The organism is Enterococcus sp. S53 (assembly GCF_016516865.1).
Taxonomy (GTDB): domain Bacteria; phylum Bacillota; class Bacilli; order Lactobacillales; family Enterococcaceae; genus Enterococcus_D; species Enterococcus_D innesii.
This window is the reverse complement of the sequence record NZ_JACVUH010000014.1, coordinates 67,244-82,591: the sequence shown is the minus strand read 5'-3', so window position 1 is coordinate 82,591 and position 15,348 is coordinate 67,244. Positions and strand designations below refer to the sequence as shown.

The window sequence follows — 15,348 nt, the reverse complement described above, 5'->3', positions numbered from 1 at the left end:
AGTACTAGGCGACCATAGGGAGCGTAGTAACCGTACTAGGAATCACAATGATTGGTCCGCAAAGCGGAACAGAGCAGACGCTAGCCAGCTGTTAACAATCAGTGAATCCTGAATGCTTTGAATTTATGGCAACCAATCCATTTGACAGGTTCAATAGAAGCAATCGGTTGATCGAGTCGATGGATTTTGAAACTATACCAAAACGTTGAGAGACGAAAAGGAGCGAAACAAGAATGAAAATGAAAGAAACACTGCATCTTGGAAAAACCGCTTTTCCAATGCGAGGCAACTTGCCAAACCGCGAAGTGGATTGGCAAAAAGAATGGGAAGAAAATCAATTGTATCAACGTCGTCAAGAATTAAATGAAGGCAAGCCAACCTTTGTCTTACACGATGGCCCTCCCTACGCAAATGGAAATATCCATATCGGACATTCATTAAACAAAATCAGTAAAGACATCATCGTACGTTCCAAATCGATGTCAGGTTTCCGTTCCCCTTATGTACCTGGTTGGGATACTCATGGTTTACCGATCGAACAAGTACTGACCAATAAAGGGATCAAGCGCAAAGAAATGAGCTTGGCAGAATATCGCAAAAAATGTGAAGAATATGCTTTGACACAAGTGGATACGCAAAGAGCTGATTTCAAACGTTTAGGCGTTTCTGGTGACTGGGATCATCCATATATCACATTGACACCAGACTATGAAGCAGCAGAAATCCGCGTGTTCGGAAAAATGGCAGAAAAAGGCTACATCTACAAAGGATTGAAACCTATTTACTGGTCACCATCTAGTGAATCATCATTAGCAGAAGCTGAGATCGAATACAAAGATGTGAAATCACCATCGATCTATGTGGCTTTTCCAGTCGCAGATGGCAAAGATTTGCTTGATTCAGATACATCTTTTGTTATCTGGACGACGACGCCATGGACCTTACCAGCGAACCTAGGAATCTCTGTGAATCCAACCTTTGCCTATGTTCAAATCTTGGCTGATGGTCGTAAATTCGTCGTGGCAAAAGATTTATTAGAAACCGTGACGAATGAGATCGGTTGGGAATCTGTCGAAGTATTACAAGAATTGGCTGGCGATCAATTGGAAAAAATGACGGCACAACATCCTTTTTATGATCGTACGTCTCTAGTAATGTTAGGGGACCATGTGACATTGGATGCCGGTACTGGTTTGGTCCACACTGCACCAGGACACGGGGAAGATGACTACATCGTCAGCAAAAAATATGGTCTAGATGTCTTATCACCAGTCGATAGTCGCGGGATCTTTACAGAAGAAGCACCGGGATTTGAAGGGATCTTTTATGACAAAGCCAATCCAATGATCACTGAGCTTTTAGAAGAAAAAGGAGCCCTATTAAAACTAAACTTCTTTACTCACAGCTATCCACATGATTGGCGGACGAAAAAACCAGTCATCTATCGGGCAACGCCACAATGGTTTGCGTCTATTGATAAGTTCCGTCAAAATATTTTGGATGAGATCGAAAAAGTAGATTGGATCATTCCATGGGGCAAAACTCGTTTATACAATATGATTCGTGACCGCGGCGACTGGGTGATCTCTCGTCAACGTGCGTGGGGCGTTCCGTTGCCAATCTTCTATGCAGAAAACGGCGAAGCCATCATTACGCCTGAAACGATTGAGCATGTGGCAAACTTATTTGCTGAACATGGTTCAACGATTTGGTTTGAAAAAGAAGCAGAAGAATTACTGCCAGCTGGCTTCACACATCCGGGCTCACCTAACGGCAAATTCTCGAAAGAGACTGACATCATGGATGTTTGGTTTGATTCAGGTTCTTCTCACGAAGCCGTGTTACGTCAACGTCCAGAATTGACATTCCCAGCTGACATGTACTTGGAAGGTTCTGACCAATATCGTGGGTGGTTCAACTCAAGTATCACGACTAGTGTTGCGATCAATGAAGTCGCACCATATAAAGCCGTCTTGTCTCAAGGCTTCACCTTAGATGGCGAAGGTCGCAAGATGAGTAAATCTCTTGGTAATACCATTGCACCAGAAAAAGTGATCAATCAAATGGGTGCGGATATTTTGCGCCTTTGGGTCAGCAGTGTTGACTACGAAGCGGATGTCCGGGTGTCTATGGATATCTTGAATCAAGTGTCAGAAGTCTATCGAAAAATTCGCAATACCATGCGTTTCTTATTGGCTAATACGAATGATTTTGATCCAGCAAAAGACAGCGTACCATTTGAAAACTTGCGTTCTGTTGATAAATACATGATGGTTCGCTTGAATCAAACGATCAAAACGATTCGGGAAGATGGCTATGAAAAATATAACTTCTTGCATATTTACCGGACAGTCATCAACTTCTTGACAGTCGATATGTCATCCTTCTATTTGGATTTTGCAAAAGATGTCGTTTATATCGAAGCTGAAAATGATTTCCAACGTCGCGCCATGCAAACCGTATTCTATCAAACAGCGGTTGCGTTGACGAAATTACTGACGCCGATCATTCCCCATACGGCAGAAGAAATCTGGTCACATTTGAAAGAAGAAGAGGAATATGTTCAATTAGCGGAGTTCCCTGGCTATGATACATTTGCTAACCAAGAAGAGCTGCTTGATTTATGGCGTGCTTTCCTTGATTTCCGTGACAATGTCTTAAAAGCATTGGAAGAAGCGCGTAATGCAAAACTGATTGGGAAATCGTTTGAAGCAAAAGTGACTGTCTATCCAACCGAACCGGTTGCGGCATTACTAAAAGCTATCGATTCAGATATTGCACAACTGCTGATCATTTCACCAGACTTCTTAACGATCAAAGAAGCAGGGGAAGCAGCACCAGAAGCGGCCTATCAATTCGAAGACGTGGCGATCTTAGTGGAAAAAGCCGAAGGTGAAGTCTGCGAACGTTGCCGCCAAGTCCGTGTAGATGTTGGTGTAGAAGAGCAACTGCCAACACTTTGCGGCCATTGTGCAGCCATCGTCAAAGAAAACTATCCCGAAGCAGTTGCAGAAGGCTTTGAAAAATAAAAGAACGAAAAAAGATGACCCCATTGCGGGTCATTTTTTTTGAAATCAGTCAAGCTTGTTCCTTGAGAATGGGACATAAACAGCTGTTTGTGACATCCAAATGAGAAAATCTAACTTAATTGATAACGATTCTCATTTGTTTGCAATAATTTTCCGACAGTTTATTGTATAATAAAAAAACCTTATTAGACGAAGATTCCTGCCTGTGATTTACTAGTCACTATTTGTTCAATGGATTTAAGTAACCCTTGAAGGAAGAAATCAACGAGCACGGATCAAGTAAAAAAAACTTGCCAGATAGAAAAACAGATTGTAAACTGTTAAAAATCGGAATATTCAGAATATTGAAAGAAAGTGTGATTCCATGAGTGATTTAGAGATGATGAGGAAAACGAACCAAATGATGTACGATGCCGCTTTTGAAAAAGATGCTTGTGGGATGGGCTTTATTGCACAAAAAGATGGTCGCTATTCTCGAGAACTTGTGCAAAATGCCTTAACGATGTTAGAACGGATGAACCATCGAGGGGGAACTGGGGCAGAACCTGACACAGGAGACGGAGCTGGGATTTTGATGACGATGCCTGATCCATTTTTTCAACAGCGAGCAAAAGAGGCCGAAATCCCATTGCCTGAAAAAGGCGCCTATGCTGTTGGGATGTTTTTTTTACCGAAAGAAAAGCTCCGAGCAGCACAGGTCCAAGAAGAAGTAACTAAAGACATTCAACAAATGGGTTTTACGGTTTTATGGCAACGAGATGTGCCTTATGATTATTATCAATGTGGGCCAGGGGCTCAAAAAGTCATGCCCTCATTTGTGCAAGTCTTTATTGAAAAACCTGTCGATGTAGCTGCAGGCCGTCCCTTTGAAGATCAGCTTTATCGGTTACGGCGAAAACTGGAAAAAACGTATCATACCGATGAGCTGTCTATCTGCAGCTTATCTAGTAAGACAGTTGTTTATAAAGGGATGCTGCATGCCTATCAAGTTGGCTTGTTTTTCAAAGATCTTCAAAGCCCAGAAATGACTTCCAGTATTGCTTTGACCCATTCTCGTTTTTCAACGAATACCTTTCCAAGCTGGAGTCGGGCGCAACCTTTTCGTTTCTTAGCCCATAATGGCGAAATCAACACATTACGCGGGGCGGAAAATTGGATGCATGGACATCAGATCGAAGTCTACGATGACGAAAACTCCGATTCGGCGAAGTTGGAAAATTGTATGGAGTATTTGTATCGTCAAGGTCGAGACATTCCCCAAGCACTGTTGATGATGGTGCCAGAAGCATGGTCCAAAGAAGCTGGCTTGACGCCAGAACTGACGGCTTTTAATGAATACAATGCAAGCTTTATGGCCCCTTGGGATGGACCAGCAGCTTTATGCTTTACCGATGGGGATCTGGTAGGAGCTGCACTCGATCGAAATGGGTTGCGGCCATCTCGCTACTCGATCACGAAAGCTGGTTTTGTTATCGTGGCCTCTGAGTCAGGGGTTGTCGATTTGCCAGCGTCAGAAGTGATTGAAAAAGGGGTGCTTGGACCAGCAAATATGTTTTTGGTGGATACCAAAAAAGGGGTGATCTTACGCAATCAAGAAATCAAAGCGCATTATGCGAACGCCCATCCTTACCAAGAGTGGTTAGCCGATCACTTATTAACACCAGAGCTGCTTCCTGACGCAGAAAGACAGGAGGAAACGGCAGATGATGCGATCCAGACCCTTTGGAAACGAAATGGCTACACGGATGAGATCATTCGCACGTTGATTTTACCAATGGCTCAAACGGGAGAAGAACCAGTGATTTCCATGGGGTTTGATTCACCCTTAGCCATCTTAAGCGAACGTCCCCAATCTTTGTTTACGTACTTTAAACAACAATTTGCTCAAGTGACCAATCCGCCAATCGATGCGATTCGTGAAAAATTGGTAATTGGTACCGAACTGTTTTTAGGTCGAGATGGTGATGTTTCAAAGGACATTCGAATCAATTGCAATAAGCTGAAGATTGCTAGTCCTGTGTTAAAAACGAGTGAATATGAAAAAATCAAACAGTTAGATCAAAATGGTCAAAAAGCGGTTTTACAGTCGATTCTCTATGATTATGTACCAGAAAATGGAGCAGCATTGCAGCAAGCGTTAGAAGCGCTTTTTAAAGAAACGGAACAAAAAATTGATTCTGGGGCAACGATCGTCATTTTAACTGATCGGGAAGTCGTTCAGCCGCAAGAAGGAAAATTGGCAATTCCGATCCTTTTGGCAGTATCTGGCCTGCACAATTACTTGGTGCGAAAAGGCAAACGTTCCTTGGCATCGGTCGTTGTAGATACTGCGGAAGTCTGTGAGGTCCATCATTATGCCATGTTAGTCGGCTACGGAGCAAGTGGAGTCCACCCTTATGGGGCTTACCAGACATTGGCCCACTTTGAGCTTTCAGAGAAGATTGAAAGTTACCGCAAAGCTTGTGAGAAAGGTATTGTCAAAATTATGTCACGGATGGGGATTTCAACGATCGCCGGTTACCATGGGGCGCAATTGTTTGAAGCTGTTGGTATCTCTGAGAAAGTTATCTCCGAATACTTTACCGGCACGGTTACTCGTATCGGTGGACTTTCATTAGCGCAAATCGAGCAAGAATACTTAACGCGTTATGAAGCGGCGTATGGCGAGAAACGCGTGGATTATCTTGATTCGGGTGGTAGTTTCCAATACAAAGCTGACGGGGAACATCATCTGTTCAATCCAAAAACAATCTATGGATTTCAAAAAGCTGTTCGTACCGGCAGCTATGCGCTTTATAAAGAATATGCGGCGGAGATGAACCAAGACGCGTTAGAGAATCCAACGACCCTCCGTTCTATGTGGACTTTTGCGAACACAAGACGCAGTATTCCATTAGCTGAGGTGGAGCCAGTTGAAACGATCGTCAAACGATTTAAAGTCGGTGCGATGTCTTACGGCTCTCTAAGTGAAGAGGCACATCGCTGTATTGCTGAAGGAATGAATGCGATCGGGGCAAAATCCAACAGTGGAGAAGGTGGAGAAAACCGAAATCGTTTCAAACCAGTGAATGGCATTAATTATAATAGTCGCATCAAACAAGTAGCTTCTGGCCGTTTTGGTGTCAACGCCGAATATTTAATGAGTGCGGACGAACTCCAGATCAAAATGGCGCAAGGGGCGAAACCTGGTGAAGGGGGGCAATTGCCAGGCAACAAAGTCTTCCCGTGGGTCGCTGAGATTCGTGGCTCAACACCTGGGGTCCGATTGATTTCGCCGCCACCACATCACGACATTTATTCGATTGAAGACTTAGCCCAGCTGATCTATGACTTAAAGGCAATCAATCCCTATGCACGGATCAATGTCAAATTGGTTTCTAGTACGGGCGTGGGTACGATCGCTACCGGTGTCGTCAAAGCCGGCGCAGACGTAGTCGTGATCTCAGGCTATGACGGTGGGACCGGTGCTTCTCCGAGAAATTCGATTCGTGATGCTGGCTTGCCTTGGGAGATGGGGCTTGCAGAAGCCCATCAAACGTTAGCTATGAATCATTTGCGGCAGCGAATGACCTTAGAGACAGATGGAAAATTAATGACGGGTCGAGACATCGCCATTGCTGCTCTTTTAGGAGCAGAAGAATATAGCTTTGCCTCTTTAGCGCTAGTTGCGATTGGTTGTGTTATGATGCGGGTTTGCAGTATCAATACATGTCCTGTCGGCATTGCTACGCAAAATCCAGCGTTGCGCAAATTTTTCGCAGGGAAACCTGAGCACATCATCAATACGATGTACTTTTTAGCAGAAGATTTACGGGAAACAATGGCCGAGCTAGGGTTTCGCACGATTGATGAGATGGTAGGACACGCGGAAGTGTTGACACCACGCTTCGTTGCCAAGGGCAAAGCAAAGTCGTTAGACTTTTCTAGAATGATTGGGACGACGATCCCAATCGAACGGAAAGTGACGGACCCATTCCTTGAGAAACGACAGTGGCCAGAATTAGACGCTTTTGCCCAAGCAGCTATCGACAATAATCAAGAAATCGTTATGAATCATACGATCAATAATGTTCAACGTTCAGTCGGCGCTCGTTTAGGGGGCTGGATCGCAGAACGCTTTGGCAATTACGAAGTAACGCCAGGTTTGTTGCAGTTTACGTACCGCGGCATTGCTGGACAAAGTTTTGGGGCGTTTGCCACCCAGGGCATCCAGTTGAAACTGATTGGCGAGGCCAACGATTATGTAGCCAAAGGACTGAGTGGTGCCCGTTTGATCATTGTGCCGCCTGATGATGCCGCTTATGACGCAGAGCATTCACCGATTGTCGGTAACGTTGCTTGTTTTGGGGCGAATCGGGGTGAAGGCTATTTCCGCGGCATTGCTGGCGAACGCTTTTGCGTCCGTAATAGTGGAGCCAAAGTCGTTGTAGAAGGTGTTGGGGACCATGGCTGTGAGTACATGACTGGCGGCGTCGTGGTGATTTTAGGAAAAACCGGCCGCAACTTCGGTGCCGGAATGTCCGGTGGCGTGGCATACGTCTATGACCCTGATCAAACTTTTGCAGAAAAATGCAATCGGGAAATGGTTGATTTGTACCGGATTGGCGAAAGTGGCGATGACCATCAGCTGAAGGAGATGATCCAGCAGCATTTTGCCTATACAGATTCATTGAAGGCGGCTGAGATCCTAGAAGATTGGGAAAATCAGCAGCAACATTTCATCAAAGTCTATCCGACAGAGTACCATCAGATGATCCAAGCAACGGAGACTTTGGCTGAGCAAGGATTTATCGGGGAGGAACTTGTGACTAAAGCTTTCGAAGCCGTCGTCGGTCCACAATTGACTATTCCAGGAAAGGAGCGCGACTAATATGGCAGATCCATTTGGTTTTTTAAAGTACCCAAGAGTAGAAAATCCTACCCGACCGGTTTCAGAACGTATCCAAGACTGGCAAGAATTACAGACGCCGTTGCCTGAAAATGAGCGTCAAGAGCAAGCGGCGCGCTGTATGAATTGTGGCATTCCTTTTTGTCATACCGGGTCTTTTTACGGCGGTCAACGGGCGGTTTCAGGTTGTCCCAATGACAACCTGATTCCTGAATGGAATGATCTGGTTTATCAAGGGCGTTTCCAAGCCGCCTTTGAGCGTTTAGCCAAAACCAATCCACTACCAGAAATGACAGGGCGTGTCTGTCCTGCTCCATGTGAAAAAGGCTGTACCGAGGCACTGAATGGCTCAGGTGTCACGATCCATGACAATGAACGTTTTATTATCGATACTGCTTTTGAAAACGATTGGGTCAAAGCTTCCGGGTTGCCTCAAGAAGCGACTGGTTTCAAGGTGGCCATCGTTGGTAGTGGACCGGCTGGTTTATCCGCTGCTTGGCGCTTGAATCAACTAGGACATCAAGTGACGGTCTATGAACGCAGCGATCGCTTTGGCGGTTTGCTAATGTATGGTATCCCAAACATGAAATTAGACAAAGATGTCGTGCAGCGACGTATTGATCTAATGGCAGAGCTAGGCGTGACCTTTGTCGCTAATACGGAGATCGGTCGTGACTTGTCAGCAGAGGAATTGGCTGCTCAGTATGATCGGGTCATTTTGGCGACAGGTGCCAGCGTTCCTCGTGACTTGAAAATTCCTGGTCGTGAATTGACTGGGGTCCAATTCGCAGTCGATTATTTGACGGAAGCAACCAAAGATGTATTAAAGCATGGCAAAGCGGCAACCAGTAAAAAACTTGCTGGCAAGCATGTCGTCGTGATTGGCGGCGGCGACACTGGAAATGATTGTATTGGCTCAGCGATTCGGCAAGGAGCCGCTTCTGTGCGCCAATTGGAGATCACGCCCCAACTGCCATTGACACGTACCGACAGCAACCCTTGGCCTGAATACCCAATGACAGCCCGCACAGGCTATGGGCAAGAAGAAGCGGCTGAAGTGCTGCAAACACAAGTGACGTATCATGGGGTGTCCACAACGGCCTTTATCGGCGCCGAACGTGGCCAGTTGATTGCTATTGAGACGGTCTCTGTGGATCAACAGTTTCAGCCGATCCCTGGTACAGAGCAAGTGATCAAGGCGGATTTAGTCTTGTTGGCAATGGGCTTTATTGGCGCAGAGACCCAACTCTTTGATGCCTTTGGTGTGCGAGAAGTTTATGATGATTATACGACAAATAATGAACGGGTCTTAGTGGCAGGCGATGCTAAAAGAGGACCAAGCTTAGTGATCTGGGGGATTCGTGAAGGACGTCTAGCGGCAGAAAAAGTCGACCAAGCGTTACGATCATTGGTGTATCAATAAGCAATCAATAAAAAACAACCTGAGCAGCTCGTCCTCCTTCTAAATCAGAAGGGGAGCAGTGAAATGCTCAGGTTGTTTGCATGTTAGGAAGTTGGCTCAGATGGATGGGGCTTTGATCGCTGTTCATTTTTTTCCATTGCTGCCTTTGGTAGGCGAATCGAAAAGACGATGGTTTCGTCACGGCTTTCCGCCCAGATTTTTCCACCTAATGCTTCAACGATTTCTTTGGCGATCGGCAGCCCCAGACCGGTTCCACCAGTCGCAGTCGCTCGTGAAGCGTCCATCCGATAAAAAGGCTCAAAAATCAAGCCAATCTTTTCAGCAGGGATCGTTTTCCCATGATTGGTCAATCGAATCAAGATATCATCAGAGGCACTGATGGCTAAATGCAAGGGGGAATCGACATAACTATAGTTGATGGCATTGCGGATCAAGTTATCAAAAACGCGTTCCATTTTCTCCGTATCAACGGTCGCAAAGACTTTTTTCTGTAGCTGCAGTTGCCAATGAAGGTTCTTTTCTTCTAACAGCGGTAAAAATTCGAACGTCAACTGTTCCAGCATTAAGCTAAGATCCGTGGTTTCGGTCTGTAAGGCGATCGTTGTAAGATTAAAACGGGTGATTTCGAAAAACTCGCTGATCAATAATTCTAGCCGCTGGGCTTTTTGCAAGGCGATCTTGGTATAGCGTGCCCGTAGTTCGGTAGAAAGCTGTGGTTCCTCTTCTAACAGCGTCAAGTAGCCGATCACACTGGTCAAAGGTGTGCGTAAATCATGTGCGAGATAGACGATCAAATCATTTTTCCGCTGCTCTGCTTCTTTGGCTGCTCGTTGATCTTGGAGATTTTTTTCCCGTAACTGGTTCATTTCTTCTTGCACATCGTTCAGATTGCTGGAGAGAATGATTCGCTTCGTGGGTTCGGCAATCAATTGATTCGTGGCTTGGATCGTTTCATTCAAATAGCTGATGGCTTTACTCATATAATAAATCGTTGTACTTGCCCAGATCAGCAAGGCACCGATGGCTAGACAGACGAGCCAATAATCAGCAAAAAGCCGTAATATTTGATAAATGGGCTCATAGCCGTACCAAACCCTCAATCCTGCTACAAAGCGAACAGTTAAAGGGATCAGAATTAAGAGGAGCATTAAAACACCTGTGGTGATAAAGTATTGAGTCAAAAGTTTCCGAATCAATGGACTTCTATTTTTCAATGATATAGCCGACCCCCCATACAGTTTTGATTAATTTCGGTTTGCGGGGTTGTTCGTTTAGCTTTTCCCGCAGACGGGCAATATGTGCCATCACTGTGTTATTGTTGTCTAAATATTTTTCTTTCCAGACTGCTTCAAAAAGGGTTTCCGAGGTAACGACAGATCCTTGGTGTTCAAATAAGTAAAGCAAGATTTTAAATTCGATGGGGGTCAAAAAAACCTCTTTGCCATAAAGAAAACATTGGTGGCTGTTGATTTTCAACAGTAAGCCTTCCTTTTCGTATTCTTCAATCTTCTGCGGAACAGCTGACTGATTGTATCGTTGGTATCGCCGTAGTTGCGTTTTGACCCGAGCAACAACTTCTAATGGATTGAAAGGTTTGGTCACATAATCATCTGCACCTAGGCTTAGACCGGTAATTTTATCCAGATCTTCTCCTTTGGCAGTGAGCATCAGTACTGGAAAAAAGTGGGTTTTGCGAATGTTCTGTAACAGCTGAAAGCCGTCGATATCCGGCAGCATCACATCTAAAACTGCCACATCGACTGTTTCTTTTTCGAGATAAGCCAAAGCACTCGTCCCATCATAAAAAGGTTCCACTTGGAAGCCTTCATTTCTTAGAAACGTCGTGACTAACTCGGCGATTTCTTTTTCATCATCAACAACGATTATTTTTTCTGCCATCCTTGATTCACTCCAACTATCTACGATCATTTTTTCATTTACATTACCATTTACTCTACCCACATCATACCGTAATCCGTAAGCGAATGCATTTGTTTTCTACTTTGAACTAGAGGTGATGCGGGAACCTAGGCGGCTGATCAATTCATTGGTAATGGTTTGTGCTTGATCAGCTGTAGTCGTCCAATCGCTGATTACTTCGAGCGAACTTTCGACCGCCAGTTCTGGATAGTCCGTTAAATCGATCAAGAGCATGTCCATACAAACCAACCCAATCTGCGGGAGTAAAACCCCTTGATAAGACAATTGGAATCCTTGATTTGATAGGGCACGGGGGACCCCGTCGCAGTAGCCGATACTAACGATCCCGATCGTGGCTGGTCGATCAAAAACAGTGCCTAGTCCATAGCCGATCGCTTCTCCGGCTGCAACTGTTTTTTTGTCTACCAGTAAGGCTTTGAGTGTCAAAATCGGCTGTACGTTTATCTTCTGTTTTGTTGGTTCATTCGGGACACTTAGTGAACCAGTTAAAAGAATGCCTGGGCGCACATAATCATAGTGTTTCTCTGGGTAATTTAATATTCCGTAGCTGCTTTGCAGATGTGTCAGTCCATAGGCAATATTTCTAGCGGATAAGCCAGCCAATAGATCATCAAAACAAGTGATTTGGGCTTGTGTCCGTAAGATACTTGCCGTATCTAGCTGATCTGAAGAGCCTAGATGGGAAAAAATGCCTGTGATCTTGAGGCATGGCAAGGCATAAAGCTTTCTAACTGTTTCAAGGTCAGGGGCAACGCCTAAGCGGTGCATACCAGTATCTACCGCTAAATGGCATTCGATCGGAATGCTTGTTTGGGCTAAAGCATGCCCATGGGCCTCACTAACGATGGTTTGAATCAAGGAATAATGTTTCAGCTCTTTGGCACGTTGGGCAGAAGTGTACCCTAAAATCAGTAAGCGACTTTTGATGCCAGCTCGCCGTAATTCAATGGCTTCTTCAATGGTAGCAACGGCAAAGAAATCGACGCCGGCTCTTTCTAGGGTGCCTGCGACCGTCTTCGCATCACAACCATAGGCATCCGCTTTAACCACCGCCATCACTTTTGTTGTGGATGGAATCACTCGTTTGATTTCCTGCAAGTTGTGCAGCAAGGCGGGGGCTGAAAATTCTTTGGTTGCCCGTTGCAAGTGGGGCGGCGTTTTTTTCGGAAACGAGAACAGCTTTTGCAAAGCAAAGAGACCATAAATCAACCCGATGGTCAGCCCTAAGACCACAATGTAATTGATTAGATTGTTTTGCAGCAAGGGCAGTTTCTGACTAAGAAAATGGGTCACCGCAATGGTATAAGGATGGAGCAAATAGAGCCAAAGGGACAGTCGACCCGCTTGTTTCCAGATCATGGGTGCTTGCCATTGCTGGATGATCGGAAATAAAAACAAGAGGACGAAGGGCAAAAAAACATACATACTGTCATGTTTCGGCGTGGTAAAGTGATGCAAGAGATAACTTTCCAAAAGCAAGCAAATCAGACTGATCAGCAGATAACTATAGCGATGGGGAGAAGCAGGTTTCTTGGCAAATCTTCTGGCTAGTACCCCTAAGAGCAAAAACAAGGGAGCAAAGAAAATGCCGTTGCGAGTTCCAGCCAATAGTTGGAAAATCAGTGAATAGAATGACGCGAGGGGTGTTTGTGCAGCCAGGCCAGACCAACTGTCCCCACCTAAACCAACCACATACAAACCGACAGCAATGAAAAACACCTGCTTGAAAGAAAGACGTGTCAAGAGGCCCATCACTAAAAGACTGCCGGTAATGATCGCAGGAAAATACCATAGATGATAAAGGATGCCATTGACTAGCAAAGTTTGAATAAAAGTGCCTAGGGGCATGTTCAATCCTAACATGCCGCTGTACCAAGCAAGCGGCAAAAAGAGCAGTGTGGCTATGAGATAGACTTGCAGCTGCTTTTTAATAAAATGCCAGACACGCTGTCTGGCAGGATAGCTGTTTTGGGTGGCCAAGTCGCTGAACACGTAATATCCGCTGATCATAAAAAAGAAGGGGACGGCGATTCTGAAAAGAGTCAATGTGATCAGGATATCACCATCGGGCCACAATCGATGAAGGGGCAGACAGTGGATCGCCACCACCATCATCGCTAAAATCACCCGAAACTGCTCGATTCCCTGATTCTTCTTCATGCGAACTGCCTCGTGGTCTGTTCAAGATAATGATGGTATTCTTCCAAGGTCCACTGTTGATTGGCGATGATTTGACTATGAGGCAAACCGACATAACGAAAATGCCATGGTTCGTAACCAATCCCTGTAATCTCCTGTTTGTCTGCGGGATAGCGTAAAATAAATCCGTAGTTCATCATTTCCTGGGTAAATAAATCAGCGGCTGCGCTGTCACGAAAACGTGGACAGATCAAATTATTCTGGCTGCCCTTTAAACCAACATCGATCGCTAAGCCTAACTGATGCTCGCTACAGCCGGGCAACGCCACAAATTGTTTCGTATAGGCTAATCCATTTTCTTTTAAGGAATATTCCCATAAATGCCGTTGCTGCTTTTCGGTTCGATAGCCGTCTAATAAGCAGATCTCGTTTTCAAGTTTTAAGGCTTTGACGAGGCGTTCCCATTGTTTGGCTGCTTCAGGCTGCAAGTAAACTTCTTCTTCACTAAAAGCAGCAAGGACTAGGTGGGGCGGCTCTTGTTTTTTTTCTAATGGAAACTCTTTGCTAACTAACTGTAGATAGGGATTCATTTGCCTTCCTCCTTTGCTAAGACAAGCAGTTTTTGTAGTAGTTCTTGATAGGATAAGCCGACCGCTGCCATCATGGCAGGATAGCGGGAGTGACTCGTAAAGCCCGGCATAGTATTGATTTCATTCAAGTATAGTTCTCCTTGATCCGTGACAAAAAAGTCGATGCGAGCAAGTCCTTTAAGACCAAGACTGTGATAGAGCAGCTGAGCTTGTTCTTTGACTTTGGTTTCAATCGTTTCAGGCAATGGCGCAGGAACGGTGATTTTGGCGCTGATCAACTGGTACTTTTCTTCAAAATCGAAAAAACCGTTTACTAATGAAATAGCGTCACAAGCACCGACAGTCAAAGAGTCGTTGCCTAAGATACCGCAACCAATCTCAACGCCAGCGATATTTTTTTGTAAGAGCACTGCGGAACAATAAGCGAAGGCTTCCTTCAAGGCAGGAGCGATTTCTTCAACACAAGTTACTTTTGTGATCCCTTTTGAGGAGCCCGCTTCATTAGGCTTAAAGAAAACTGGAAAGCCATGGGTCTGGATAAAGGCTTCGATTTGTCTTTGCTGGTTGGCTTGATTTGTCAAGAGAATCGTAGGAGCGCTTTGTACGCCAATCGCTGCTGCTGCTTGATGCAATAACCATTTGTTCATACATAAGGCAGAGGCTGCCACCCCACAGCCTACATAAGGCAGCTTCATCAATTCAAACAATCCTTGGATACTGCCATCTTCCCCGTATTTACCATGCATAATGGGAAATAAAACATCAGGTACCAACATTTGCTGCGCTTCACTTAGCCAAAAGCCGTTTCCTTCAAAAAGCGGCTGGATTTTCTGTGTATGTTTCGTATCCAACAACCACGTGTCTTGTCGGATGTTTTCCAGTTCTCCTGTATACAAGTACCAATCCATAGCATCTGGGGCGATCCCGATCAAAGAGAGGTCGTAATCATAGGGAGATGATTGGAGTGCTTCGATTGCGCTAGTTGCTGAGGCTAAAGAAACGGTGTATTCCGGTGAATTGCCTCCAAAAATAATGGCGATTTTTTTCATGTTTTTCTTCCTTCCACTTTTCGATTCTTGCTACATTCAGTCTATCAAGGAAAGAAAAAAGAAATTTGCGGGCTTACTGGTATCTTTCTTTTCTTTTTGTGATGAAATTCTGACGAATTTATGACAAAAGGAAGGCGACAGCTGCCGCTCTTTTTACACCAGAAAGAAACTAGCCTTTGAAGTAGAAAAAGCTGCCATAAGATGGAATGGAAAAAATAGTGAAAAAAGAGCACTCTGAAGGAAAGGGGGAGGCAATAGCAGGAACGTTGACACAAAAAAAGCACGCCGA

8 protein-coding genes are annotated in these 15,348 nt (G+C 44.9%); 3 read left to right on the top strand and 5 right to left on the bottom strand.

Features of this window, described 5'->3' with window-relative positions:
* Positions 1 to 233: 233 nt before the first annotated feature.
* The 3 genes from ileS to IAE45_RS15195 all read left to right on the top strand — a co-directional run bounded on the left by ileS (position 234) and on the right by IAE45_RS15195 (position 9,340).
* Positions 234 to 3,029: an isoleucine--tRNA ligase gene (gene ileS / locus IAE45_RS15205; RefSeq protein WP_200126923.1), complete on the top strand. Its 2,796-nt coding sequence runs from the start codon at positions 234 to 236 to the stop codon at positions 3,027 to 3,029.
* 364 nt (positions 3,030 to 3,393) lie between these two features.
* Positions 3,394 to 7,899 carry a glutamate synthase large subunit gene (gene gltB, locus IAE45_RS15200; protein WP_200126915.1) on the top strand — a complete coding sequence of 1,502 codons (4,506 nt, stop codon included), beginning with the start codon at positions 3,394 to 3,396 and terminating at the stop codon, positions 7,897 to 7,899.
* A gap of 1 nt (position 7,900) precedes the next feature.
* The gene (locus IAE45_RS15195) at positions 7,901 to 9,340 is read left to right on the top strand and encodes a glutamate synthase subunit beta (RefSeq protein ID WP_081118413.1); all 1,440 of its coding nucleotides are present in this window, start codon (positions 7,901 to 7,903) and stop codon (positions 9,338 to 9,340) included.
* An 83-nt stretch (positions 9,341 to 9,423) separates the two neighbouring features.
* On the opposite strand, the gene vanS is transcribed toward IAE45_RS15195, so the two are convergent.
* From vanS to vanC, 5 genes are all read right to left on the bottom strand, one after another.
* Positions 9,424 to 10,554 carry a vancomycin resistance histidine kinase VanS gene (vanS, locus tag IAE45_RS15190; protein ID WP_325123429.1) on the bottom strand — a complete coding sequence of 377 codons (1,131 nt, stop codon included), beginning with the start codon at positions 10,552 to 10,554 and terminating at the stop codon, positions 9,424 to 9,426.
* Positions 10,544 to 11,239 (bottom strand): vancomycin resistance response regulator transcription factor VanR-C, encoded by a 696-nt coding sequence (gene vanR-C / locus IAE45_RS15185; protein WP_200126913.1) that lies wholly within the window; start codon positions 11,237 to 11,239, stop codon positions 10,544 to 10,546. The genes vanS and vanR-C overlap by 11 nt, the downstream gene beginning before the upstream one ends.
* 99 nt (positions 11,240 to 11,338) lie before the next feature.
* Entirely contained in the window at positions 11,339 to 13,441 is a 2,103-nt protein-coding gene (gene vanT, locus IAE45_RS15180; RefSeq protein ID WP_200126911.1) for a membrane-bound serine racemase VanT, read from the bottom strand.
* Entirely contained in the window at positions 13,438 to 14,010 is a 573-nt protein-coding gene (vanXY, locus tag IAE45_RS15175; protein WP_200126909.1) for a D,D-carboxypeptidase/D,D-dipeptidase VanXY, read from the bottom strand. The genes vanT and vanXY overlap by 4 nt, the downstream gene beginning before the upstream one ends.
* The gene (gene vanC / locus IAE45_RS15170) at positions 14,007 to 15,059 is read right to left on the bottom strand and encodes a D-alanine--D-serine ligase VanC (protein ID WP_081118416.1); all 1,053 of its coding nucleotides are present in this window, start codon (positions 15,057 to 15,059) and stop codon (positions 14,007 to 14,009) included. Before vanC ends, vanXY begins: the two co-directional genes overlap by 4 nt.
* Positions 15,060 to 15,348: the final 289 nt, after the last annotated feature.